This is a genomic window from Mycolicibacterium neoaurum ATCC 25795 (assembly GCF_000691525.1).
Classification (GTDB): domain Bacteria; phylum Actinomycetota; class Actinomycetes; order Mycobacteriales; family Mycobacteriaceae; genus Mycobacterium; species Mycobacterium neoaurum.
This window is the reverse complement of record NZ_JMDW01000016.1, coordinates 1-25,102: the sequence shown is the minus strand read 5'-3', so window position 1 is coordinate 25,102 and position 25,102 is coordinate 1. Positions and strand designations below refer to the sequence as shown.

Annotated in this window: 22 protein-coding genes; 10 read left to right on the top strand and 12 right to left on the bottom strand. The window is 66.9% G+C overall.

Annotated elements, in window-relative coordinates; translation table 11 throughout:
* Positions 1-235 precede the first annotated feature (235 nt).
* Positions 236-1,696, bottom strand: coding sequence for an aminotransferase class I/II-fold pyridoxal phosphate-dependent enzyme (locus IC40_RS0121805; RefSeq protein WP_030136798.1), 1,461 nt, complete (start codon positions 1,694-1,696; stop codon positions 236-238).
* A gap of 76 nt (positions 1,697-1,772) precedes the next feature.
* On the opposite strand from IC40_RS0121805, the gene IC40_RS27915 reads away from it, so the two are divergent.
* Positions 1,773-1,913 (top strand): hypothetical protein, encoded by a 141-nt coding sequence (locus IC40_RS27915; RefSeq protein ID WP_157837334.1) that lies wholly within the window; start codon positions 1,773-1,775, stop codon positions 1,911-1,913.
* Here IC40_RS27915 and IC40_RS0121795 read toward each other — a convergent pair whose 3' ends face one another.
* Genes IC40_RS0121795 through IC40_RS0121775 form a run of 5 tightly spaced genes read right to left on the bottom strand, consistent with a single transcriptional unit; the run spans position 1,914 to position 6,777 of the window.
* The gene (locus IC40_RS0121795) at positions 1,914-3,218 is read right to left on the bottom strand and encodes an amidohydrolase family protein (RefSeq protein ID WP_030136797.1); all 1,305 of its coding nucleotides are present in this window, start codon (positions 3,216-3,218) and stop codon (positions 1,914-1,916) included.
* Positions 3,212-4,330 (bottom strand): CoA transferase, encoded by a 1,119-nt coding sequence (locus tag IC40_RS0121790; protein ID WP_042509623.1) that lies wholly within the window; start codon positions 4,328-4,330, stop codon positions 3,212-3,214. The genes IC40_RS0121795 and IC40_RS0121790 overlap by 7 nt, the downstream gene beginning before the upstream one ends.
* Positions 4,331-4,363: 33 nt before the next feature.
* Positions 4,364-4,729 carry an ArsR/SmtB family transcription factor gene (locus IC40_RS0121785; RefSeq protein ID WP_030136795.1) on the bottom strand — a complete coding sequence of 122 codons (366 nt, stop codon included), beginning with the start codon at positions 4,727-4,729 and terminating at the stop codon, positions 4,364-4,366.
* Positions 4,662-5,915: an MFS transporter gene (locus tag IC40_RS0121780; RefSeq protein WP_234411513.1), complete on the bottom strand. Its 1,254-nt coding sequence runs from the start codon at positions 5,913-5,915 to the stop codon at positions 4,662-4,664. The genes IC40_RS0121785 and IC40_RS0121780 overlap by 68 nt, the downstream gene beginning before the upstream one ends.
* A gap of 43 nt (positions 5,916-5,958) precedes the next feature.
* Positions 5,959-6,777 carry a helix-turn-helix transcriptional regulator gene (locus IC40_RS0121775; protein WP_030136793.1) on the bottom strand — a complete coding sequence of 273 codons (819 nt, stop codon included), beginning with the start codon at positions 6,775-6,777 and terminating at the stop codon, positions 5,959-5,961.
* An 85-nt stretch (positions 6,778-6,862) separates the two neighbouring features.
* Between IC40_RS0121775 and IC40_RS0121770 the strand changes: the two genes are divergently transcribed.
* Positions 6,863-7,573: an SDR family oxidoreductase gene (locus IC40_RS0121770; protein ID WP_030136792.1), complete on the top strand. Its 711-nt coding sequence runs from the start codon at positions 6,863-6,865 to the stop codon at positions 7,571-7,573.
* Here IC40_RS0121770 and IC40_RS0121765 read toward each other — a convergent pair.
* Both IC40_RS0121765 and fadD4 read right to left on the bottom strand, forming a co-directional pair.
* Positions 7,551-8,453 (bottom strand): enoyl-CoA hydratase/isomerase family protein, encoded by a 903-nt coding sequence (locus IC40_RS0121765; RefSeq protein WP_030136791.1) that lies wholly within the window; start codon positions 8,451-8,453, stop codon positions 7,551-7,553. The genes IC40_RS0121770 and IC40_RS0121765 overlap by 23 nt on opposite strands.
* Positions 8,450-9,967, bottom strand: a complete 1,518-nt coding sequence (gene fadD4 / locus IC40_RS0121760; RefSeq protein ID WP_030136790.1) for a fatty-acid--CoA ligase FadD4 — start codon at positions 9,965-9,967, stop codon at positions 8,450-8,452. The genes IC40_RS0121765 and fadD4 overlap by 4 nt, the downstream gene beginning before the upstream one ends.
* A gap of 137 nt (positions 9,968-10,104) precedes the next feature.
* Between fadD4 and IC40_RS0121755 the strand changes: the two genes are divergently transcribed.
* Both IC40_RS0121755 and IC40_RS0121750 read left to right on the top strand, forming a co-directional pair.
* Positions 10,105-11,430, top strand: coding sequence for an SDR family oxidoreductase (locus tag IC40_RS0121755; RefSeq protein ID WP_030136789.1), 1,326 nt, complete (start codon positions 10,105-10,107; stop codon positions 11,428-11,430).
* On the top strand, positions 11,427-11,864 hold the full coding sequence (locus tag IC40_RS0121750; protein WP_030136788.1) for an SRPBCC family protein: 438 nt from the start codon (positions 11,427-11,429) through the stop codon (positions 11,862-11,864). Before IC40_RS0121755 ends, IC40_RS0121750 begins: the two co-directional genes overlap by 4 nt.
* Before the next feature lie 15 nt (positions 11,865-11,879).
* Here the strand turns inward: IC40_RS0121750 and IC40_RS0121745 are convergent, their stop codons facing one another.
* From IC40_RS0121745 to IC40_RS0121735, 3 genes are all read right to left on the bottom strand, one after another.
* Positions 11,880-13,709, bottom strand: coding sequence for a phosphoenolpyruvate carboxykinase (GTP) (locus tag IC40_RS0121745; protein ID WP_030136787.1), 1,830 nt, complete (start codon positions 13,707-13,709; stop codon positions 11,880-11,882).
* 144 nt (positions 13,710-13,853) lie between these two features.
* Positions 13,854-15,176 carry a hypothetical protein gene (locus tag IC40_RS0121740; RefSeq protein WP_081843517.1) on the bottom strand — a complete coding sequence of 441 codons (1,323 nt, stop codon included), beginning with the start codon at positions 15,174-15,176 and terminating at the stop codon, positions 13,854-13,856.
* The gene (locus IC40_RS0121735) at positions 15,173-15,886 is read right to left on the bottom strand and encodes a P-loop NTPase family protein (protein ID WP_030136785.1); all 714 of its coding nucleotides are present in this window, start codon (positions 15,884-15,886) and stop codon (positions 15,173-15,175) included. Before IC40_RS0121735 ends, IC40_RS0121740 begins: the two co-directional genes overlap by 4 nt.
* Before the next feature lie 125 nt (positions 15,887-16,011).
* On the opposite strand from IC40_RS0121735, the gene trmB reads away from it, so the two are divergent.
* The 3 genes from trmB (at position 16,012) to mmpL3 (ending at position 20,433) form a co-directional block, all read left to right on the top strand.
* On the top strand, positions 16,012-16,770 hold the full coding sequence (trmB, locus tag IC40_RS0121730; RefSeq protein ID WP_030136784.1) for a tRNA (guanosine(46)-N7)-methyltransferase TrmB: 759 nt from the start codon (positions 16,012-16,014) through the stop codon (positions 16,768-16,770).
* 34 nt (positions 16,771-16,804) lie between these two features.
* A complete protein-coding gene (locus tag IC40_RS0121725; RefSeq protein WP_396869667.1) occupies positions 16,805-17,500 on the top strand; it encodes an NYN domain-containing protein in 696 nt (231 codons plus the stop codon).
* 62 nt (positions 17,501-17,562) lie between these two features.
* The gene (gene mmpL3, locus IC40_RS0121720; RefSeq protein WP_030136782.1) at positions 17,563-20,433 is read left to right on the top strand and encodes a trehalose monomycolate exporter MmpL3; all 2,871 of its coding nucleotides are present in this window, start codon (positions 17,563-17,565) and stop codon (positions 20,431-20,433) included.
* On the opposite strand, the gene IC40_RS0121715 is transcribed toward mmpL3, so the two are convergent.
* Entirely contained in the window at positions 20,393-21,538 is a 1,146-nt protein-coding gene (locus IC40_RS0121715) for an AI-2E family transporter (protein WP_030136781.1), read from the bottom strand. The two genes, mmpL3 and IC40_RS0121715, sit on opposite strands and share 41 nt — an antisense overlap.
* A 72-nt stretch (positions 21,539-21,610) precedes the next feature.
* Between IC40_RS0121715 and IC40_RS0121710 the strand changes: the two genes are divergently transcribed.
* Genes IC40_RS0121710 through IC40_RS0121700 form a run of 3 tightly spaced genes read left to right on the top strand, consistent with a single transcriptional unit; the run spans position 21,611 to position 24,357 of the window.
* A complete protein-coding gene (locus tag IC40_RS0121710; protein WP_030136780.1) occupies positions 21,611-22,696 on the top strand; it encodes a lysylphosphatidylglycerol synthase transmembrane domain-containing protein in 1,086 nt (361 codons plus the stop codon).
* A complete protein-coding gene (locus IC40_RS0121705; protein WP_162179285.1) occupies positions 22,686-23,978 on the top strand; it encodes a M23 family metallopeptidase in 1,293 nt (430 codons plus the stop codon). The genes IC40_RS0121710 and IC40_RS0121705 overlap by 11 nt, the downstream gene beginning before the upstream one ends.
* Positions 23,971-24,357, top strand: a complete 387-nt coding sequence (locus IC40_RS0121700) for a DUF3054 domain-containing protein (RefSeq protein WP_042509510.1) — start codon at positions 23,971-23,973, stop codon at positions 24,355-24,357. Before IC40_RS0121705 ends, IC40_RS0121700 begins: the two co-directional genes overlap by 8 nt.
* Positions 24,358-25,102: the final 745 nt, after the last annotated feature.

Sequence of the window (25,102 nt, the reverse complement as noted above, 5' to 3'; positions counted from 1 at the left end):
ACCCTAGACGCGCCGGATGTCTTCCCAGACCCGAAAACCACGGTACGCGTGCTCCGTTGGCCGCCGTGGTCGGTGCCGATGCCGAACTACCCGTCAAGCGGCGGCGTTACACCGATTGCCGGTGATGTCCGTCGCAATCCGGCTCGATCCGCTCAGGATCGGGGCCGGATTCTTAACCACCCGGGCAAACCTTTAGATGATCGTGATCTTCGACCGTGACCGGATTGTTACCCGGTTACCGCGCCACCACCCGTATGGTGCGCAGTTCCGGATCGGCGGGGTCATGCAGGTGCATACCGGCTTGGACTCCGGAACGGAGATAATCCAGCACGGCGTCATCGAGCAGTTCGCCGGGAACCACCGCCGGGATACCCGGCGGATACGGGGTCACCTGCTCGGCCGCGATGCGACCGGCTGCTCGCTCGACCGGCACCGATTCGACCGGGCCGAAGAAGGCCTCGCGCGGGGCCATGACGCTGTCCAGTTCGATGTCCGTCGGTGCGGGTAGCCGGATCTGTGCAGGCCTGTGCGACTTATCGGCCGTGTTGCGCCACTGGGTGAGCGCACTGACCAGGCGTTGGGTGGTGTCGAGTCCGTCGGCGAAGGACAGGGTGGCCAGTATCCGACGGTGGTCCATCAGACCTACGTCGATGCGGGCGTGGCTGCGCAACCAGTCGCCCACTTGATAACCCGAGGCGCCGGTCCCTGAGACGTCGATCAGCACCTGCAACACATCCAGGTCGTGTGACGCCGACGCACCGAGCAATTCGTCGTGCATGACTTCCAGGTCGGGAATCCGCTCGATGTCGGAGCGTAGTCCACGTGCCAGAGATAGTGCCCCGGTCAGCAATTCGTGTCCGTTGTCGACCATGTGGCGGCGCCACCCGTCGATGGCCGCGTAGACCATCGCGCTCGGGCTCGTCGTCATCAGCAGGTCGGCGCACTCTGCGAGACGGTCCTTGTCGACGAGGTCGCCCTGCAGGTGGAAGACCGAGCCCTGCTCGAACCCGGCACCCATCTTGTGCACGCTCACCACGCACAGGTCGGCTCCCGCGTCCATGGCCCAGGTCGGCAGGTCCTCATGGAAGGGCAGGTGCGCACCCCACGCCTCGTCGACGATGAGCGGTTTGCCACGGGCATGACAGATCTCGGCCATCGCGCGCAGGTCGGCGCAGGTGCCGTAGGGGCTCGGGCTGACGATCAATGCGCCGGCAGCATCGGGGTGGCGGTCCCATGCCTCGGCGAGCTGCTGCGGTGACGGTGGGTGCGAAAGATGCCGGGCCGCATCCCATTGCGGTGAAACCCACCGCGGTTGCACGCCGGCGAAGATCAAACCCGCCACGATCGACTTGTGGCTGTCTCTGCCGACGATCAAGCTGCCGCCCCCACCCGCGACCGCCATCATGGCGGCCTTGACCGACAAGGAACTACCGCAGGTGGAAAACCAGGCATGCTCGGCTCCGACGGCATCGGCCATCAATTCCTCGGCGTGGCGGAGGTAACCATTGCTGGTATGCCAGTCGTCCAATCCGCCGGCGGCCAACACATCGTCGAGAAAGGGGTCGCGGCCCAGCACCCGCAGGGTCTGCGGATCGACCCCCCGCCCCTGCCGATGACCCGGCGGGGAGAACCCGTAGCGGTGCGACCGGTGGTAATCGGTCACGGCGTCGAGCATGGGAGCAACGTTCTGATCCATCATCTCCGGGTACCCGCGGCCCGTTTCACGCAACCGCGCACCGGGTAGCCAGGCCGGGCCCGAAAGGAGGAACACGATGCCAACTGGCAAGGGCGTATACGTCGATGACGAGAACGAGCCGGAGGACGAGTCCTCCAAGAAGACGGCGAGCGAGCGGGCCGAACGTGGGGACCCGACCCCCGATGTGCCCGACCAGGGGGCCGAGCCGCCGGACTGATCAGGGACGACGGTAGGCGAGTTCACCGCCGATGACGGTGGCGACCACCGACCGTCCGTCCAGCTCGGTCAGCACCCGCTCCGGCGGAGCATCGAGCACACACAGGTCGCCCGGCTGGCCCGGGTCGACGGTGCGCACATCGGTGGGTGCGGTGGCGGTGCCCAGGAACAACTCGAGGGCGCGGCGGGCCTCGATTCGTTCGGCTGCGCCCAGCACTGCCCCGGATGCGGTGCGGCGGTGGACGGCGGCCCGCATCGCGGCCCATGGATCGGCGCAGCCGAACGGGGCGTCGGTGGACAGCGCGACCGGGACACCTGCACGCAGCAATGACCGCACCCGCCACAGTTCGTGCTGTTCCTCGGCGGGCACGTCGACCAGGTACTGATCACCCCGCTCGGATACGAAGTTCGGTTGGGTCACCACCGTGACGGGGAGATCGGCCAGCTCGGCAATGCAGTCGTCGGGCACCACCGCCGCGTGCTCGATGCGGTCGCCGGGGTGGCTGCCCACCATACGTAGAGCGGAGATGGAGACGACCAACTGCGCCGCGGTCACACAGTGCAGTGCAACCGGTACATCGTCGTGGTGGCACCGCTCGATGAACGTGGCCAGCTCGGCGAGATCAAGACTGTCGTCGTGCAAGATGCGTTTACCCGGCGCCAGGTGGTGAACGGCCTGACGAAGGTCGCCATGCCGGTGCGTCTCCTCGAGTTCGACGATATCGACGATGTCGAGATCCGGTGTCGCATCGGTGATCCCGGTGACTCCGAGCGCGCTGAGCCGGCGGCTCAGGCCATCGAGGGCCGTATGGCGGCGCTGCAGCGCATCCGACCACGACCGATCAGCACTGCGCAGTCTGCCGTCCGGATGCCCGGACAGGCCGACGGCGTCCAGTCCGGCCGAATTCAGGATCCACAGCACGCCGCTGCGGTGCTGGACACGCACCGGCACCGGTGGCGAGATATCGTCCAGCACAGTTCGGTTCAGTGGCCCAGCCACGGCCTCGTGATAACCGACTGCACGGATCCAGCCGTCTGAACCGACGCTCGTGGCAGCCAGGATACGGGCCAGGTCGGCACGGTCGTGAACCTCGGCGGTGCCGACCCGCACTGAATCGGCCGCCGCAGCAGCGGAATAGATGTGCAGATGGTGGTCATGCAGGCCCGGAATGACGGCGCCCCCCGCCGCATCGATCACCCGCTCACCCGGCAACGGCGCCAATCCCGCGGCAACCTGGGTGATGGCGGGACCGGTCCGGATATCGGTGATCCGGCCGTCGAGCAGATGCGCCTGCCGGATCAGCATGTCACCGAGTGTCTTCGGTTCACCAACGAGCGCACAGCCGCATTGTCGGCACCCAGTGACGATGCCGCAGGTACGCTCGGCGGGACCGGAGGTTTCCGGCGGGCGCCGCCGACGAACGGCGCATATCCTGCCGATACCGCGGCCATCGACATCTCGATGAGTTCCCCGCCCCCGCGAGCCAGCGAATCCACCACCGCGGCTGCGGCGTGCAGGCCCGTCAGCGGATCGGCGATCGCGTCACCGACGAAAATCGGTCCCGTCGGGGTGTTTTCGACCAGTCCGCCCGCCACCGCGGCATCGTCGCCGAAGGCCACCCGCGCACCGGAATCACCCTCGGCCCCGTAACCGGTGATGCGCAGCCACACTCGGCCACCGCGGGCGGTGATATCCGATGGACCCAGCCGGCGTCTGCTCAACGCCGCGGGCCGCGACCCCTCGATGACGACGTCTGCGACCGTCAACAGCGAGCGCAACGCCTCCTCGTCATCGAAATCGATCGCGTACGAGAGCTTCCCGTGATTCATCCAGTCGAAGAACGGAGCCGGACCACGACGAGTACCGTCCGGCCGAGCCGGGCTCTCCACCTTGACAACGGTGGCACCGACTCGGCGCAACAGCTGCCCGCACAACGGCCCCGCCCACATCGATGACAGATCCGCCACCAACAGTGGCGCACCGGGCGCGCGCGCCGGCCCGTGTGGCAGCACCCGCGGGTCCGCACACTGCACCTCGCCGAGCACCGCCGCCGGGATCCCCAGCAACTGTGCCCGCTGTACGGCATCGACCGCGGACTGATGGGCCGCCCAGCCGCACACGGCCGCCCACGGGTCGCTGGGCGGTGCGTCGTGCTGAACCAGGGCGGCCACGGAGTCGACGTCATCGGGTCGCGACAACGTGACGGCACACCACGCGTCGGCGCAACGCAACAGGCGGGTCGCTCCCCCGGCCGACGTCCGGCCCGGCGCTGCCAGCCCGAGCAGGGTCGCGCGCCCGCCGATCAGTTCGGCGGAATCCAACCGCACACCGGTGCGGACGGTGAAGTCTTCAGCCACGGTCTGGGCACGCGTACACAGCGCTGACGGCAACTCCATGCCCTGCCCTCGCCGGTTCATCACCCAATTGTGGCCCAGCGACCGCATGCGGCGTCAGGCGTGCGGCGGTTCGCCGGTCACCCGGTGGTCGGCATGGTTCAGCCCCTCGCGTACCAGCCGGCCCAGGTGGCCGTCGCGCAACCGGTAATAGACACGGCGGCCGTCCTTGCGGGTGTCGACCAACCGGGCAAAGCGCAGTTTGGCCAGGTGCTGGCTGATCGAGGTGCGCGACCCGCCGGTGGCCTCGGCCAGCGCACTGACATCGGCCTCACCCTGGGTCAGCAGCCAGAGTAGGTGCAAGCGAGTCGGGTCGGCCAGCATCCGGAAGGTGTCGCTGGCCGCATCCAGACGGTCACGGTCCGGTGCGCTCTCGTGAACCAGACTGGGCCCCTCGGTCGCAGCGGTCGGCGTCCTGTCCATCGACGAATTGTCCCCTCCCACGGACCGTGATGCGAACCGCCGATGCAGCCGCCCCTGTTGCGAGGATAGCCAGGATCGTTGCGGCCAGCCCGTGATCGACGTTCGCGCCCACCCAACCAGCAATCGGATAGGTCAGCAGAAATCCGGCGTGCGAGAGCGAGAACTGGGCGGTGAACACCGCGGTGCGATCCGGTTTGGTGCGGGCCAACAACCGGCCGGCCGGGGTGGTGACCATTGCGGTGGCTGCACCGAGTGTGGCCCACAAGGCCATCAGCACCGGCGGGTCCGGGTTGGTCACAGTGAACACGGCGGCGGTCACGGCAAGACCGGTTGCTGCTCCGACCGCGCCGATAACCATCAGGGTGCGGTCGGCGAGTACGGTCAGCAACCAAGGTGTGAGCAGTGCGACGCCCATCGACCCGGCGCCGTAGACCGCCAATGTCACTGCCACATCGGCATCATCTCCACCCTGCAGCTCGCGGACGTAGACGACGGTGTTCACCAGGACCAGCGCGGTCGCCGAGGCGACCGCGAGGTTCATCGCAAGCAGTGCGCGTAACTCACTGCGGCCGAACATGATCCGCGCTCCTGCCAACACGCGGTCGCGCAACCCTGCACGCTCGGCTCTTCGCACCCCGGCAGGCACCGCCGTACGCCCCACCAGCAAGGCGGATATCAGGAATCCCACGGCGGTCGCGACGAACAGACCGGAGTAGGCCAGCACCGTGAGCAGCACGGCCGCGAGCAGTGGGCTCAGCACTGCCTCCAGGTCATAGGCCAGCCGGGACAGTGACAGCCCGCGGGTGTAGTGGCGTTCATCGACCAAGACGCTGGGGATGACCGCCTGGAAGGCGGGCGTGAACGTCGCGGAGGCGGCGTGCAGGACGAACACCAGCAGATACACCTGCCAGGTGTGCCCGACCAGCGGCAGCGATATCGCGACCGCGGCGCGCACAGCGTCGGCGCCGACCAGCACGGTCCGGGGATGCAGCCGCTCGGTGAGTGTCGACATGACCGGCGCCACCACGACATAGGCCACCATCTTGATCGCGAGCACCGTCCCGAGCACCGCGCCGGCCGCGCCGCCGGCCAGGTCATAGGCGAGCAGACCGAGGGCGACGGTCAGCAGTCCGGTCCCGGTCAGCGCAATGACCTGGGCGGTGAACAACCGGGCGAAGACGGACACAGCCCCAATATGCACTATATGTGCGCACGTGCGCACATATAGGTCAGATCCTGCGGCTGGCCGCCAGGCTGCCGAGCATCTTGACCGCATCCGCACTCGGCGAGCCGGGCGCAGCCTGGTAGACGACCAGTTCTTGGCCGGGCGCCGACCGCACCGCGAAAGTCTGCAACCCGAGTGTCACCATGCCGACCTCGGGGTGGCGGAACACCTTGGTGTCCTGCGTCTTTCCCCGCACGTCGTGGCGGGCCCACAACTGCGCGAAGTCCGCGCTGGTGGCCAGCAGTTCGGTGAGCACCGCGACAACGCGCGGATCATTGGGCTGCTCACCGTGATTTCGGCGGAAGCCGGCCACCGAGTTCGCCGCGATGCGCGGCCAGTCGGCGTAGAACTCGCGGGCCCGTGGCTCGTTGAACACCAGCGTCATCAGGTTGCCGTGCGCACCGAAATCCCCGAACAACGCCTCGGCGATCGGATTGGCTGCCAACACGTCGTACGCCCGGTTGTAGACCAGCGCCGGGTTGTCGGGCCATGCCGCCATGAGTTGGAGCAGGGCGGGATCCACCCGGTCGGGCACGTGCGGACCCGGCGCCGGTAGCGCTTGGCCGGCCAACCGGAAAAGATGTTCGCGGGCGTCGTCATCGAGTCGCAGCGCGGTCGCCAGGGCGTCCACCACCTGTACCGACGGCGACCGCTCCCGACCCTGTTCGAGCCGGATGTAGTAGTCGATGCTCACCCCGGCCAGTTGCGCCACCTCCTCGCGGCGCAGACCGGGCACCCGTCGCTGTCCGACGCTGACCAGTCCCACATCGGCGGGTCCGAGCGACGCCCGTCGGCTCCGTAGGAAATCCCCGAGTTCCGGCATAGGGCCACAGTAGGCGTGCGGGATGGCCGATGCCTGGGTGTCATGCACCCTGGCGGACGCGGCGCACTCGACCGACGGTGGAGCCATGACCGATAAGAAGATCGTCCTCGTCACCGGAGCCACGAGCGGGATCGGCGAAGCCATCGCGCGTCGGCTGGCCGCCCAGGGTCACCAGGTGGTGGCCGGAGCCCGCCGCACCGACCGGCTGGACGCACTCGCCACCGACAATCTGGCGGTGCGCCGCCTCGATGTCACCGACCGTACCGATTTCACCGGCTTCGTCGACTCGGCCGTCAGCCGGTACGGGCGCGTCGACGTGTTGATCAACAACGCCGGGGTGATGCCGCTGTCCCGGATGGACGCGCTCCTGGTCGACCAGTGGGACACCATGATCGACGTGAACATTCGCGGCGTGCTCAACGGCATCGCGGCAACCCTGCCGCACTTCCAACGGCTCGGCAGTGGACATTTCGTCACCGTCGCGTCCGTCGGTGCGCACGAGGTCGTCCCCACCGCCGCGGTGTACTGCGCCACCAAGCATGCGGCGTGGGCGATCACCGAGGGGTTGCGCCTCGAGCTGGACCCCTCGATCCGGGTCACCACCATCTCCCCCGGTGTCGTCGAATCCGAACTGGCCGAGACGATCACCGATCCCACAGCGGCTGACGCGATGCGGAGCTATCGCGCCGCGGCGATCGCGCCGGATGCCATCGCCCGAGCGGTCGCTTTCGCCATCGACGAGCCCGCGGATGTGGATGTCAACGAGATGGTGGTCAGGCCGGCTCGACAGCGCTGACGATCTCATCGACGAGGCCCCATGACAGTGCCGTCGCGGCGTCGATGGTCACACCGGTGAGCACCAGATAGGCGGTGCGCCAACGGCCTATCCGCCGCGTGATGCTCACGGTGCCGCCCGCCCCCGGGATCAGTCCGAGCGCGAGTTCGGGCAGTCCGATGGTGGCCGCGGGGTCGGCGCTGACATGGCCGCAGTAGGCCGCCATCTCCAGCCCGCTGCCGAGCACCTGGCCGTGTACATGCGCCCGGCAAGCCCGGCCCAATCGGGCGGTCAGCTCGTCCAGTGCCAGCGCAGGACTGTGCCGAGTCCTGGCCAGGTGCGCGCTCGCCGGATCCGCGAAGGTGCCGAACTCGGCGAGATCGCCTCCGCTGCAGAAGGATTTGCCGTTGCCGGTCAGCAGCACCCCGGTCACCGAATCATCGAGGCGCGCCACCTCGAGCGCCTCCAGCAGGGCGGCACGCGCATCGGTGGTGAAGGCGTTGTGCCGTTGCGGCCGGTTGAACTGGATGCGCAGCGTGTCACCGGTCCGCTGGGACAGCACCGGGTCGGCGATGCGCGGCAGCTCCGCGGGCCCGCGTTCGGCCAGCCAGCGCGCGAACTCGGGTCCAGACTGCAGTGTCGAGTACGCCAATGATTCGGTGATCACACCGGCGAAGGTCGAGCCGACCGGGTCGATGCTGCGCAGCACGTCATCGCATATCGCCGCCGACTGCGGCCAACGCTCTAGCCGGGTCCGCAGCTCGGCCACCGTGGCGTCCACCGAGGCCACGGTGACCGCCCGCCGGTCGTCGGTGTGATCCTCGGTGAGGGTTAACGTCGCCTCCTCGACCGGGTCGCCGACGCCGACGGTGATTCCGCCGGTGAGCTCGAGCACGGTCATGAGTACTTCTTGATCAGCTCCTGCTTGTACAACTTGCCGGTATCGGTGCGGGGCAGCTGCTCCTCGAACGCGATCGAGCGGGGGCACTTGTAGTGCGACAGCTGATCTCGCAACCAGGCCAACAGCTCGTCGGCGAATTCTGGTGTGGCATCGCCGGGATCGACGGTCTGCACCACACCCTTGACCGATTGGCCCATCTCGTCGTCGGGGATGCCGAACACCGCGGCATCCATCACCTTCGGGTGGGTGACGAGCATGTTCTCGGCCTCCTGCGGATAGATGTTCACCCCGCCGGAGATGATCATGTGGTGCCGCCGGTCGGTGAGGTACAGATAGCCGTCCTCGTCGAGATACCCGATATCACCGACGGTCTTCCAGCCGTGGGAATCCCGCGACGACGCGGTCTTCTCGGCATCGTTGAGATACTCGAAATCCTGTCCGCCCTCGAAGAAGATCTCACCCGGTTCGCCGGGGGGCAGCTCGTTGCCGTTCTCGTCGAGGATGTGCACGATGCCGGTCATGGCCTTGCCCACCGAGCCCGGGTGCGCCAGCCATTCCTCGGCACTGATCAGCGTGGCACCGATCGCTTCGGATGAGGCGTAGTACTCGTCGACGATCGGCCCCCACCAGTCGATCATCTGCTTCTTGATCTCGACCGGGCACGGGGCGGCCGCGTGCATCACCCGCTGCAGACTCGACACGTCGTAGGAGTTGCGCACCTGCTCGGGGAGCTTGAGGAAGCGGGTGAACATCACCGGGACGAACTGACCGTGCGTCACGCCGTACTTCTCGATCGCCGCGAGCGCGCCCTCGGCATCGAACTTCTCGAGCACCACGGTGGTGATACCGCCGGCAAGTGCCTGCATCGACCACACCGAGGGCGCCGTGTGATACAGCGGCGCGGGGCTGAGATACACCGCGTCGGGGTTCATCCAGAAGGAGACCAGGGCGGCCATCATGCCGGGGGTCTCCGACGGCGGCAGATGCGGTAGGGCCCGCTTTATGCCCTTGGGCCGGCCGGTGGTGCCCGAGGAATACTGCAGCAGGTCACCGTCCCACTCATCGGCGATGGGTGTGGTGGGCAGGTCGGCAACCGCCTCGGGGTACTTCGCCCAACCTTCGAGTTCACCAGTGGTCAGCAACACGGGCGGCAGGCCGCCGGGCAGGTGCTCGGCCAATTCCGCCAATACCGGGGTCAGCGCCGCGGACCCGACGATCGCCTTGGCCGCGCTGTTGTCGACGATGTACGCCGCTTCGGCCGCGGTCAGGTGGGTGTTGATGGGCACGTAGTACAGACCGGATCGGCGGGCCGCCCACATGACCACATGCATGTGCTCGTTGTTCTCGATGAGGATCGCCACCGCGTCCCCCTCGACCAGACCGTGATTGCGGAAGTAATGCGCCAGCTGGTTGGCCCGCGCTTCCATCTCTCCGAACGTCACCACAGTCCCGGACGGGTGGATGATGACGGCGGGCTTATCGGGGCTGGCTGTGGCCGTGTCACGGATCTGCATGAAGCGACTTTACGATGTCGCCCCGGCCCTTCGACCACGTAGTCGGCAAAAACTTGACATCCGTCAAGTTTCCCGTGGTCGCGGGCTTACCGGGCCCGGAAGGCTTGAAGACCCATCTGAGGGGGCATCTCCTCCGAATGAGCAATGTGGGTGCACTTCGGGTTCTCGTCACGGGAGCCACCGGCTACATCGGCGGGCGCCTGGTGCCCCGACTCCTGGAGGCCGGCCATCAGGTGCGGGTGCTGGTCCGCGATCCCGCCAAGATCCGCTCGGTGCCCTGGGCCGACGGCGTCGAGATCGCGCGCGGGGATCTGACCGACGCCGCCAGCCTGCGGGAGCCCTTCCGGGATATCGACGTCGTGTACTACCTCGTGCACTCCATGAACAGCGACGGTGATTTCGAAGAGGCCGAGCGGCGCAGCGCCGAGAACGTGGCATCAGCCGCCCGCGACGCCGCCGTTGGGCGCATCGTGTACCTGGGTGGTCTGCACGAACACTCCGATCGACTGTCGACGCATCTGCGGTCCCGAACCCAGGTCGGCGAGATCCTGATCGATTCCGGCGTCCCCACGATGGTGCTGCAGGCAGGCGTCGTCATCGGGGCCGGGTCGGCATCCTTCGAGATGATCCGGCACCTGACCAATCGTCTTCCGGTCATGACCACACCGCGCTGGGTCAACAACCACATTCAGCCCATCGCCGTCGGCGACGTCCTGCACTACCTGGCGGCTGCCGCCACCGCGGCGACATCCGAGAGCCGCACCTACGATATCGGCGGGCCCGATGTGTTGCGCTACGGCGAGATGATGCAGATCTACGCCGAGGTGGCCGGGCTGGCACGGCGCCGCATCCTCGTATTACCGGTTCTCACACCGAAACTCGCCGGAATGTGGATCGGCTTGGTCACGCCGGTACCACTGAGCATCGGTCGGGCGCTCATCGAGTCGCTCAGCACCGATGCCGTGGCCTACGAGCACGACATCGACGCCATCATCGCCGCGCCGAGCGGCGGGCTGACGCCCTACCGCGACGCCGTTGCGCTGGCGCTGCGCAATGCCGAGAACACCGAGGCCGGCTGGGACGGCGCCGCCGCCGATCCGCTGCCCACCGACCCGGCCTGGACGGGCGAGATCGTCTACACCGAGAGTCGCGATGCCGTTGTCCGAGCCGATCCGCAACGAGTGTGGGAGGCCTTGTTGCATTGGTCATCCCGTCACGGACACTGGACCGTCGAGAACAAGCAGGAACCCACGCTGCTCGAGCTGCACGGACCGGGCCGAGCACGGCTGCAATGGCGTATCGAGTCGGTCACGCCGGCGCGAACCCGGCTGCATCAGCATGCCAGCTACATTCCCAAAGGCCTACCCGGACAACTCTATTGGCTCGGCCTGAAACCACTGCACCGGATCGGTCTCCGGCGGGCGATGCAGTCCGTGATCAAGGAATCGGAGGGCCGACGGTGATCGAAGTACAGCGCGAGGTGGTCACCTCTGCAGATCCGCGCTCGGCGTTCGACTACCTCGCCGACTTCACCACCACCGAGCAGTGGGACGCCGGCTCGATCCGGACCATCCGAGTGCACGGCAACGGCGATATCGGAACGCACTACGCCAACAGCACCAAGCTCGCCGGCCGCACCAGGGACGTCGACTACGAGGTCGTCGCGCTGACACTGGGCGCCTCGATCGAGTTGCGCGGTAAGAACTCCGCGCTGTCCGCGCGTGACGTCCTCACCGTCGCACCGCATCCGAACGGGTCGACGGTGACCTACCGCGCGCAGTTCACCTTCCGCGGCTGGCTGCGCTACGCCGAGCCGATCTTGCGGCGCAGGATGTCGCATCTGGCCGACGACAGCGCGGCAGGCCTGCGCCGGGAGTTGGCCCGGCTGCAGGCCTGAACGCTTCGGCCGAGGTCAGTCGGATTCGGCCAGTCTGGTCTTGAGGGCGTCGAATTCGTCCTTGATACCGGTCGGCAGCTTCTCGCCGACGAACTCGAACCACTCTTCGATCAGCGGCAGCTCGGCACGCCATTCCTCGGCGTTGACGGCCAGCGCCTCGTCGACATCGGCCGGATCAACGTCCAGCCCCGACAGGTCCAGATCGGCGGCGGTCGGCACGATCCCGATCGGGGTGCTCTTGCCGTCGGCCTTGTGCTCGATGCGCTCGATGGCCCACTTCAGCACGCGGCTGTTCTCACCGAATCCGGGCCACAGGAAGCGGCCGTCGTCGCCACGGCGGAACCAGTTGACGAAGAACACCTTCGGCAGCTTGGACTCATCGGCCTGCTTACCGATGTTGATCCAGTGCTGGAAGTAATCGCCGACGTTGTAGCCCAGGAACGGCAGCATGGCCATCGGGTCGCGGCGCACGGTGCCGACCTTGCCCTCGGCGGCGGCGGTCTGTTCGGAGCCGAGGGTGGCGCCGATGAAGACGCCGTGCTGCCAGTCGCGGGCCTCGGTGATCAGCGGCACGGTGGTCTTGCGGCGCCCACCGAACAGGATCGCCGAGATCGGCACGCCCTGCGGGTCGTCCCACTCCGGAGCCAGCGTGGGGCACTGCGAGATCGGGGTGCAGTACCGCGAATTCGGGTGTGCGGCCTTGGTTTCGGTTTCGCGCAGGATCCAGTCCTGGCCCTTCCAGTCGATCAGGTGATCGGGTTCACCTTCCAACCCCTCCCACCAGACGTCACCGTCGTCGGTCTTGGCGACATTGGTGAACACGGTGTTGCCCGCGGCGATCGTCTTCATGGCGTTGGGGTTGGAGTCCCAGTTGGTGCCCGGTGCGACACCGAAGAAACCGAATTCCGGGTTCACCGCGTACAGCTGACCGTCCTTACCGAACCGCATCCAGGCGATATCGTCGCCGACGGTCTCGGCACGCCAGCCCGGGATGGTCGGCTGCAGCATCGCGAGGTTGGTCTTTCCACACGCCGACGGGAACGCGGCGGCGATGAAGTAAGCCTTGTTCTCCGGGGAGATCAACTTGACGATCAGCATGTGCTCGGCGAGCCAGCCCTCGTCGTGAGCCATGGCCGAGGCGATGCGCAGCGAGTAGCACTTCTTGCCGAGCAGCGCGTTGCCGCCGTATCCCGAGCCGTAGCTCCAGATCTCGCGGGTCTCCGGGAAGTGGGTGATGTACTTGGTGTCGTTGCATGGCCAGGGCACGTCCTTCTCGCCCTCTTCCAGCGGTGCGCCGATCGAGTGCAGCGCCTTGACGAAGAATCCGTCCTCGCCGATCTTGTCCAGCGCGGCCTTGCCCATCCGGGTCATGGTGCGCATCGAGACGACGACGTACTCCGAATCGGTGATCTCGACGCCCAGCTTGGGGTCCTCAGCGTCCAACGGGCCCATGCAGAACGGGACAACCCAGAGCGTGCGTCCCCGCATCGACCCGCGGTACAGGTCGGTCATGAGGCCGCGCATCTCGGCCGGGTCCATCCAGTTGTTGGTCGGGCCGGCGTCGATCTCGCGCTCGGAACAGATGAAGGTGCGCGATTCGACGCGCGCGACGTCGGAGGGGTCCGACAGTGCCAGGTAGGAGTTCGGCTGCTTCTCCTGGTTGAGCTTCTGGAAGGTGCCGGCCGCGACGAGCTGTTCGGCGAGGCGCTCGTACTCCTCCTGCGAGCCGTCTGCCCAGGCAACCCGGTCGGGTTGGGTCAGCTCGGCGACCTCGCGAACCCAGGCCAACAGCCCCTGATGCGTCGTCGGTGCATTGTCGAGACCGGGAATGGTCGCTGAGGTCATCAAAGTCTCCTGCGTTGTTTCCGTGCATGTGCCGTTAACCGGCAGGTCACGATCGTCCCTGAAATAGAGGTTAACGCGGGTGACTTTGGTCCGGAGAATCGGGACGATGTCCGATCACTCACAGGAACGATTCAGAAGTTCCTGCTACTCGACGGTAACCGAGTCCAGCTCGGCCCGCACCGCTCGCAGGGACTCGTGCAGGGTGGATAACCGCTGCTCAGCGGGTCCCACCTGAGTCGCGATGGCCAACGCTCGCGCCCGTAGCTGAGCATCGACTGCGACCAGCGTGGCGTTCGCTTCGGTGGCCATCCTTTCGCCCTCGACTGCGGATTCCGCAGCCAGTGCCGTCTCGGCGGACAGCAACCGGGACGCGACCAGCGCTTGGAGATCCGCACGCAGGGTGCCGACCACGGCGCCGGTCCACCGGTCCCACCGGGCACGGGCGTGCAACAACCCGCGGACGCGGACCACCCAGGCTGCCAACAACAGGCCGACCGTGGCACCGCCGCCCGCAGCGATTGTTGCTGCCCCGGGTGCCAGCCCGGCCAACAGCCGGGCCGCAGCGAGGGCTACCCCCAGTCCGAACCCGACGCCGAGCACGATCATCAGACGCCTCTCCAGGCCCGGCGCGAACGGCTCCGGTTCGCCGGGATCGGTCATCATCCGGCTCGGCTCGACAGACGGAGCCGACAACCCGAGCGCGCCGGCAATCTGACGCACCCGCGCGGTGACGGCCGCGTCCACCTCGGTCGCGATGAGGTCGGCGCGCTCGACTGCCGCGGCCCGGAGATCGACACCGCGACGCCAACCGGCTGCCTCCTCGGCGAGTGTGGCCCGCAGTTCCCCGCACCGGTGGTGGACCTGCTGGTTGAGGTCGATGCGGGCTTGTTGTACCCGGGTGCGCAGGTCACGCGCCTGCACTGCGTCCAGACGGCGCGCGGCGCGCAGGGCTTCATCGCGTCTGCGATGCAACGCGACGGCCACGGTATCGGGTGCGCCGAGCGCGTCGATCTGGTCGCACAACGCGCTTTCTGCGGCGCGCAGTCGGTTCCGCCGCGCCAACGTCGGACCGTCGAGTCCAGTCATCAGCAGGTCGACGAGCTCGTCGAGGACCGGGTGACCGGTACGCGGCTCGGCGGCCACACCGGTCCACGGCATCGACCGATAGCGCGCGGCATGTCTGTGCACGGCCTCGCAGGCATCGGCGGACACCGCCCGCCAATCCGCGTGGACATCGATCTTGGTGACGACTCCGATCACAAGGTCGCAGCGGCGACCCGCTTCGTCGAGGATCCGGAGATCGGAGTCGACCACCGGTGCCGCGGCAGAGACCGTGAACACGACGGCGTCCGGCTCGTCGGCATGCTCGACGATGCGGTGCCCGGGCAGGGCGTTGCGCAATGCCGACACGAGAGCGGACACCCCGGCGAAGGGCGGCCCGGTCACCAGCACGACGGGTGCGCTCACGTCGGTATGTCGTGTCCGGCTGCCAGCCGCAGCTGTCCGCGGGCGAGGTCGGCACCACAATCTCGGTGCAGCGGACTGACCGGACCCCGGCTGTAGTGCAGCCACCGCACCGCCGAGCGCACCGGTTCTGCCGCGGTGAGCCGCAGACCTGCCGCGCGGATCACGTCCTCGGCCGCTGCCGCCACGGTGAGCACGGTCGTGTCCGCGGCGAGCAGTTCGGCCAGCGCAGGATCGGTGGCGGCCAGGGCGTGCAATCTGGTGAGCCCCGTGCGCAGCCTGCGGTAGCGCAGTGGTGCCGAGAGTTCGGCGATCGCGTCCAGTACCGGCGCTGCGTCACCGGTGGCCAGCGCGCACATCGGGACGGTGCGCACACCGGTCTGCTCGGTGATCGTGGCGGCCCGTTTCGCCGGGTCGGTCAGTGCATCGGCCTTGTTGAGGACGATGAGTCGCGGTCGATCGCTATCTGGACCGGGACGATCCTCGGGTTTGACGGTCTCGACGATCACCAGCGCCACCACGTCGGCGACGGCACCCTCGGGGACGCAGTCCAAACCGTGGTTCCGCAACACCGCCGCCACCGACCGACATCCGACCCCCGGTCGACCCGTCACCGATACCCGCACCGGCCGCCGGAGCGCGGCGATGATCGGACTCAGGCGGGGCCGGGAACCGTCCTCGGCGAGCGCGGTCAGTTCGGAGATCAAACCCACCCGTTCATCGTGACACCGCTCGCACACCCCGGAACGCGGCGATTTGGGCCTTGACGTGGGTCACACGCCGGTCCAGGCAACTGTTGGGTATCAATATGTGCCGCGATGCGGGTACCCCGGCACCGATGAGCGACGATGGACCGATGTATGCCCAGGGGGAGGAGCCCGGGGGAGCTGATCCCGCGCCGGGTGCTCCCGCCCATCATCAACGCCGGGTGACGAGCTTCCGCACCCGCCGCTCCCAGCTGACCGGGGGTCAGCAGCAGACCTGGGAGCGTCGCTGGCCCGAGGTGGGCACCGAGGCGCTGGACGCCGATGGCCGTCCGGTCGCGCTGGATCCCGAGCAATGGTTCGGCAGGCGGGCACCGCTGATCGTGGAGATCGGCTGCGGCACCGGAACCTCGACCGCGGCGATGGCCCAGGCCGAACCCGAGCGCGATGTCATCGCCGTCGAGGTCTACAAACGTGGGCTGGCGCAACTGTTGTCGGCCATCGACCGCGAGGGGATCACGAACATCCGGCTGATCCGCGGTGACGGCATGGACGTGCTGGAACACCTGGTGCCCAGCGCGTCGCTGACCGGTGTCCGGGTGTTCTTCCCCGATCCGTGGCCCAAGGCCCGCCACCACAAGCGACGGTTCATCCAGACCGCCTCGGTGGCCTTGATCGCCGACCGTCTCCGACCCGGCGGGCTGCTCCATGTGGCGACCGACCACCAGGGTTATGCCGAGCACATCGCCGAGGTCGGTGATGCCGAACCGGCGCTGAGCCGCGTGGCCATGGACGATGAGCTGCCCATATCGGTGGCTCGGCCGGAGACCAAGTACGAGCGCAAGGCGCTGGCCGGACCGATCGTGACGGAGCTGCTGTGGCAACGGCGATGAGCGCTTGCACGAAGACCAGGAGGCCAAGGTGAGTATCGACACCGAGCCAGATCTCCCCGAGACGCCCGATGCCCCGGCCGAGCCGGTGTCCACCGTCCAGCGCGTGCTGCTGGTGTGGGATGCGCCCAACCTCGACATGGGGCTGGGCTCCATCCTGGGCGGCCGTCCCACCGCCGCGCACCGGCCCCGCTTCGATGCGCTGGGACGCTGGCTGCTGAGCCGGACCGCGGAGCTGTCCGGGCGCAGACAGGCAGAGGGTGGAGTCGTGCCCACCCTGGAGCCGGAGGCCACCGTCTTCACCAATATCGCTCCGGGCAGCGCCGATGTGGTGCGGCCCTGGGTGGAGGCGCTGCGCAATGTCGGCTTCGCGGTGTTCGCCAAGCCGAAGGTGGACGAGGACAGCGATGTCGACAGCGACATGCTGGAGCACATCGCGCTGCGCCGCAGCGAGGGACTGGCCGGCGTGGTCGTCGCTTCGGCCGACGGTCAGGCGTTCCGCACACCGCTGGAGGACATCGCTCACGACGGCGTTCCCGTGCAGGTGCTCGGATTTCGCGAACATGCCAGTTGGGCGTTAGCGTCGGATACCTTGGAGTTCGTCGACCTGGAGGACATCCCTGGTGTCTTCCGGGAACCGCTACCGCGAATCGGCCTTGATTCGCTGCCCGAGCAGGGCGCGTGGTTGCAGCCGTTCCGGCCGTTGTCAGCGCTGCTGACCTCGCGCGTTTGAACAATTGAAGCGACAATTCGCGCGCAACGAGAAAAGACCTGAAGAAGATTTAAGGAGCTGACGTGTTCGCCTGGTGGGGTCGAACGGTGTACCAGTACCGATACATAGTCATCGGTGTCATGGTCGCACTGTGCCTTGGTGGCGGGCTGTTCGGAGCGAGTCTCGGACAGCACGTCACCCAGAGCGGTTTCTACGCTGATACCAGCGAGTCGGTGCAGGCTTCGCTGATCGGCGACGAGGTGTACGGCCGTGACCGCACCAGTCACGTCGTCGCCATCCTCACGCCACCGGATGACAAGAAGGTCACCGACAAGGCGTGGCAGCGCGAGGTGACCGGCGAACTGGACAAGGTCGTCGAGGACCATCCCGACCAGATCGTCGGCTGGGTGGGCTGGTTGAAGGCACCCGATACCGACAATCCGACGGTCAGCCAGATGAAGACCGAGGATCTCCGGCAGACGTTCATCAGCGTGCCCCTCAAGGGTGACGATGACGACACGATCCTGAAGAACTACCAGGCCGTCGAATCCGATCTGAAGCAGGTCAACGGCGGTGACATCAAGCTCGCCGGGCTCAACCCGCTGGCCAGTGAGCTCACCGGCACCATCGGCACCGACCAGAAACGCGCCGAGATCGCGATTGTGCCGTTGGTCGCGGTCGTGCTGTTCTTCGTGTTCGGCGGCGCCGTTGCGGCCGCTCTGCCGGCCATCGTCGGTGGTTTGACCATCGCCGGTGCGCTCGGCATTTTGCGGTTCATGGCCGAATTCGGTCCGGTGCACTTCTTCGCCCAGCCCGTGGTGACGATGATGGGCTTCGGTATCGCCATCGACTACGGCCTGTTCATCGTGAGCCGGTTCCGCGAGGAGCTTGCCGAGGGGTACGACGTACCGGCGGCGGTACGCCGCTCAGTGATGACCTCCGGTCGCACTGTCGCGTTCTCCGCGGTGATCATCGTGGCATCGTCACTTCCGCTGTTGCTGATCCCGCTCGGGTTCCTCAAATCGATCACCTACGCGATCATCACGTCGGTGCTGCTGGCGGCATTCCTGTCGATCACGGTGCTGCCCGCGGTGCTGGGCATCCTCGGGGCGAACGTGGATGCACTCGGCGTCCGCACTCTGCTGCGCGTGCCCTTCCTGGCCAACTGGCCGTTCTCCCGCAAGATCATCGACTGGTTCATCGAGAAGACCCAGAAGACGATGACGCGCGAGGAGGTCGAGAAGGGCTTCTGGGGCAAGCTGGTCAACGTCGTGATGAAGCGGCCGATCGCGTTCGCCGCCCCGATCCTCGTCGTGATGACGCTGCTCGTCATCCCGATCGGTCAGATGGCGCTCGGCGGCCTGAGTGAGAAGTACCTGCCGCCGGACAATCCGGTGCGCATGGCCCAGGAGCAGTTCGACCGCGAATTCTCCGGATTCCGCACCGAACCGTTGACGCTTGTCATCCGCAGCGACAACGGCGAACCGCTGACCGATCAGCAGGTGGCGGCGATCCGCGCCGACGCCCAGACGATTTCGGGTTTCGCCGGCAGCGACAAGCCGTCGGAGATGTGGCAGGAACGGCCGGCGCAGGAGAGCGGGTCCAAGGATCCCTCGGTCCGGGTGATCCAGAACGGTCTGGTCGACAACAGCACCGCGCCCAAGAAGATCGAGGAACTGCGCGCGCTGACGCCGCCGCGCGGGACGACGATCCTGGTCGGTGGCACCCAGGCGTTGGCTCAGGACAGCATCCTGACGCTGTTCGACAAGTTGCCGTTGATGGTCGTGATCCTGGTCATCACCACCACGATCCTGATGTTCCTGGCGTTCGGGTCGCTGGTGTTGCCGATCAAGGCGGCGTTGATGTCCGCCCTCACGTTGGGCTCGACCATGGGCATCCTGACCTGGATGTTCGTCGAGGGCGGGCATGGCTCCGGCTTGTTCAACTACACGCCGCAGCCCCTGTTCGCCCCGATGATCGGCTTGATCATCGCGGTGATCTGGGGCCTGTCGACCGACTATGAGGTGTTCCTGGTCTCCCGCATGGTCGAGGCGCGCGAACGCGGGCTGTCCACGGCCGAGGCCATCCGCATCGGCACCGCCACCACGGGTCGCTTGATCACCGGCGCCGCACTGGTGCTGGCGGTCGTGGTCGCGGCATTCGCGTTCTCCGATCTCGTGGTGATGAAGTATCTGGCCTTCGGTCTGCTGATCGCGCTGCTGCTCGACGCGACCGTGATCCGCATGTTCCTGGTCCCGGCGATCATGAAGCTGCTCGGCGATGATTGCTGGTGGGCGCCACAGTGGATGAAGCGCGTTCAGGAGAAGATCGGCCTCGGTGAGACCGAACTGCCCGATGAACGCAAACGTCCCGGGTTCCGCGAACCCGATGACGAGCCGGCCGACGAGGCAGCTCTGGTGGGAGCCGGCGCGCCCGCGCGCCCACAGCACGATCCCGGGCATCCCATCGCGCCGCCGCCCCGCGGTCTGCCGCCGGTGCGTCCCACCGGCCCGTCCGCGGTCGGCACTAGTCGGATTCCCACTCCCCCGGTGGCACCCGAACCTCCGACGACGCGGTTTGCCGCGCAACCGGACTCGGCCGCAACGTCGGCGATCAACGCGGTCAACACACCGACCGAACGCCGTCCGCGCACCGAGCAGAATCCCGCACGGGAGAAGCGCGAAATCGAATCGTGGCTCGGCGAGTTGCGCGGTAGTGCCGCGCCCACCACGGCCATCCCGAGTGCAGGCCCGGGTGCCCAGCAGCCCGCCGCACCCGCCGGTGGCGACAGCGAAAAGACCACGGCGATTCCTGCACAACAGGATTCCGGAGACCCTGAGCCGACGGAGAAGCTCGACACCCGCGGCGCACGGGAAACGACCGACGATGCCCCCACCCGTCGTGGTGGTGGTGTCAGCGCGGCCGATCTGCTTCGCCGGGAGGGCCGTCTGTAAGGGCTTCGGGCTCCAGCTCGGCCACCACCTGCTCCTGCTCGGCCTCGGGATCGTCGGCCAGCAGGACCCGGATCGCGCTGTTGAGTACCGCCAGGATCGGGACCGCCAGCAGCGCACCGAGGATGCCGGCCAGTACGCCACCGGTGGCGATCGCCAGCACCACCGCGAGCGGATGGACCGACACCGCACGGCCCATCACCAGCGGCTGGAGCACGTGCGATTCGAGCTGCTGTACCGCGAGGATGAGCCCGAAGGTGATCAGCGCGTAGACCCAGCCCTTGGCGATCAGCGCGACGATCACCGCGACACCGCCGGTGAGCACCGCGCCGATCAGCGGCACGAAGGCCCCTAGGAACACCAGGGATGCCAGCGGTAGCGCCAGCGGGATACCCATGACGGCCAGGCCGGTGCCGATGCCGACCGCGTCGACGAGCGCCACCAGGCAGGTCGCCCGCACGTAGCCGGTGAGCGACCCGAATCCGGCGCGGCCTGCCTCGCGGACTCGTTCCCGCACCGTCGTCGGGAAGATCTTGGTGACGTAGGTGAAGATCTCTCGCCCACCCAGCAGTAGGAAGATCAGGGTGAACAGCACCAACAGCGCGCCGGTCAGGATCTCGGTGACGGTCGCCGCCGTTGACAGCGCACCGCTGGTGACCCGGGCCTGATTCTCCTGCAGGGTGCTGATCACCGCGTCGCCCGCGTGGTCGATCTGATCTCGGCTCAGGTGCAGCGGCCCGTCGATCAACCAGCCGCGAACACCATCCACGCTTGCCGACACCTGATCCACCAATGCCGGTGCACCGCTTATGAATTGGCTGACGACGAAGCTGAGCAATCCACCGACGATCGAGATGGAGCTCAGTAGCACCACCGCCACCGCCCAGCCTCGGGGCGCGCGACGCCGATGCATGAAATCGACCAACGGGGTCAGCAGTGCTGCGAACATCGTCGCCAAGGCCACCGAGACGACGATCAGCATCATGTGGCTGAACACCCACAGCAGCGCCACCACCGCCGACCCGATCACCAGCAGACGCCACGACCAGGCCGCGGCCTTGCGGACCAACGGATGAACCGACTGATCGGCGACCGGATCTAATGCCATGGGCTTACCGTACGCGCGACTCGCCGGGTTATCGCAGGTCATGCGCCACTTGGCCCGGCTACCCTTGATCATGTGTCGCATGACGCGCCGATGAGCGACGCCCACGACCGCGACGTCCGCACCCGCGGCAAATACTGGTGGGTGCGATGGCTGGTCATCGTGGTCGCGGTGACGGTGCTGGCCGTCGAGCTGACCCTGGTCTGGGATCAGCTGGCCAAGGCCTGGCGGAGCCTGCTCTCGGCGAATTGGTGGTGGGTGGTTGCGGCCGTCGTCGCGGCGATGGCCTCGATGCACAGCTTCGCCCAGATTCAGCGCACGCTGTTGCGCTCGGCCGGCGTGCAGGTCCACCAGTGGCGTTCGGAAGCGGCGTTCTACGCAGGCAACGCGCTGTCCACAACACTGCCGGGCGGTCCCGTGCTGTCGGCGACGTTCGTCTACCGCCAGCAGCGGTTGTGGGGAGCTTCCCCGGTGGTGGCGTCCTGGCAGCTGGTCATGTCGGGAGTTCTGCAGGCCGTCGGCCTTGCGTTGCTCGGTCTGGGTGGAGCATTCCTGTTGGGTGCCAGCCGGAATCCGCTGTCGCTGATCTTCACCCTGGGTGGGTTCTTTCTACTGCTGGTACTTGCGCAGTCGGTGGCGGCCAATCCACAGCAGATCGACGGTATCGGCGTGCGACTGCTGTCGTGGTTCAATGCGCTGCGCAACAAGCCCGCCGACACGTGGCTGGAAAAGTGGCGCGAACTGTTATGCCAGCTGGAGTCGGTGCGGTTGAGCCGACGGGCATTGGGCAACGCGTTCGGCTGGTCGTTGTTCAATTGGATCGCCGATGTCGCGTGCCTGGCCTTCGCCGCGTACGCCGCAGGTGGGCATCCCTCGCTGGCGGCACTGACGGTGGCCTATGCTGCGGCTCGCGCAGTGGGATCCATCCCGCTGATGCCCGGTGGTCTGCTGGTGGTCGAGGCTGTGTTGGTGCCCGGGCTGGTATCCAGCGGTATGTCGCTGGCCTCGGCCATCTCAGCGATGTTGATCTATCGGTTGGTCAGTTGGATCTTCATCTCCGCCATCGGGTGGGTGGTGTTCTTGTTCTTGTTCCGTACCGAGATGGACGTCGACCCGGACGCACCGGCAGAGCCCGAGGACAAGGAGTCCCGTGATACCTAGAACCGCCTGCACCGCCGTACTTTTCGCCGCAGCATTGACGGTGTCGGCGTGTTCGCCGACCACCGAGCAACCTGCCACGACTACCGAGGGTTCGCCGACCGTCTCCCCCACCGCGCCGGGCAGCGGCACCCCGACGACATCGCCCTCGCCCACTCCCGCGGCCGAAGCCCCCGTGGCCACCCCCGTGCTGGCCCGAGCTGTCGCAGCACCCGTCCCGGTCCCGGCCACCGATGGTCGGACGCATCTCGCCTACGAACTGCTGTTGACCAACGCGATGGATCAAGACATCACCGTCGATTCCCTCCAGGTCCGCGCCGGCGACGCCGGTGAGCCGCTGCTGACCCTCAGCGGTACCGATCTTGCCGAACGCACCCGGATTCTGGGCACCACTGCACCGACAGGCCGCCTAGGGCCGGCCCAGTCCGCGTTGGTCTGGCTCGATGTCAGTACCGACAAGGACGCTGCACCAAGCGAACTCGACCATCAGGTCCAGGTCACCCTCACCAAACCGATGCCGCCGCTGTTACCGCCGCAGCTGACTGAGACCGTAGCCCCGGTCACCGTGCAGTCACGTACACCGGTGGTCATCGCGCCACCACTGCGCGGCCCGCAGTGGTGGGATGCCAATGGGTGTTGTGGGATGACGCCGCACCGGATGGCGATCAATCCGATCGACGGTGCACTCTGGGGTGCCGAGCGGTACGCCATCGATTATGTGCAACTGCTGCCCGATGGTCGTTTGTTCACCGGTGACGTCGCAGATACCGCGTCCTACGCCTACTTCGGCGCCGAAGTGCACGCCGTGGCCGATGGCCCCGTGGTGGCGGTGCTCGACGGACTGCCCGAGCAGGTACCAGGCAAGAGCCCGACCGGGCTGCGCCTTGACCAGTACGGCGGAAACCATGTGGTGCAGGACATCGGCGGCGGGAACTATGCGTTCTATGCTCACTTGAAGACCGGATCGGTGGCTGTGAAACCCGGCGACCGACTGAGCACCGGTCAGGTGCTGGGCTCCCTCGGAAACAGTGGAAACACCGATGCTCCGCACCTACATTTCCACGTCATGGACTCCCCGGATCCATTGAAAGCCGACGGCCTGCCGTTCGTCTTCGACAGCTTCAGACTCACCGGACGCACCGACGACCGCCTCGGTCCCGATGGCGACGCCATCGACACCGCACAGGCCGGCAAGCCGGCACCCATGGTGCCGGACTTCACGGCCCGAGACGAAACCCAAGTCACACCACTGGTTTCCGATGTGATGGACTATCCTGGTGAGTGAGCGAACCGGAGTGCAGCCGACCAGACCGGCCATCGCACTACTCGTCGATGTGGCATGTGTGCTGGTGTTCTGCACCATCGGGCGGCGCAGTCACGCCGAGGGCTTGACCTTCACCGGTATTGCCGAGACCGCGTGGCCCTTCATCACGGGAACAGTGGCCGGTTGGCTCGCTGCCCGCGCCTACCCCGGCGCCTTCAGACCCTCGGCGATCTACCCCACCGGCCTTGTTGTCTGGGCCTGCACCGTGATTATCGGGATGCTGTTACGGAAAGCGACGTCGACGGGCACCGCTCCGAGCTTCATCGTCGTGGCCACACTGACGACTGCGGCGCTGCTCATCGGCTGGCGTGCTGTCGTAGCCGCTGTTACACGCCGCTAGAACATCGCAACACTCACGCTATCCTGCTGCACGCCAACATCATCCGAGACGCCGGCTTCACTGTGTAGTTGTCAAGGTACGTCTGAGCTGACTTGCCCTACATGTTCAACACTGTGGCACTACCTAGATCGTCTCAGTGCGCGGCAGAATAGGACGCCGCTGGGCCCCATCCGCTTGCCCGTCCCGGCGCTGCACGGACCGTAGTCGACCTGGTCACTCACGGAGCGCGCGCGCTGAACGGCCGGCCACCGCCGACGACACCGACCCGCATCCTGCGCCAATCGCCGAACATCGATGCGAGAGCGCCACCAGGAATCCGATCGGTACTGCGAGCGTAGAACTCCGAACCGGAACCCATTGCCTCCAGCAGCTTTTCAGCACCCTGCCTTCTCTCGGTCGACCGTGGCCCGAGGCCGCGCTGCACGTCTACCAAACACCCGAGATTGATGACATCCATCCTTGTACCCAACCTCCCGAATAAGGCCAGCACACATAGCCCAGAGGGCAATAAGACCCGCACAGCGTCAACGCGAGCAGAGTCACTCTCGACAGCACGAGAACCATCGAGACGGGCCCACCGGATCAACATGGCAAGCCGTCAGCAGTCGAACTTACGTTCGACCGTACGCTCGATAATAGGATCGCGCAAGGCCTACGCAAAACTCTTGCAGAGGTGCCGTATTCGGCGTAGTCTCGAACACAAGTTCGAATGCGCCGCGGTTCCCGATCCTCGGATTCTGGTGAG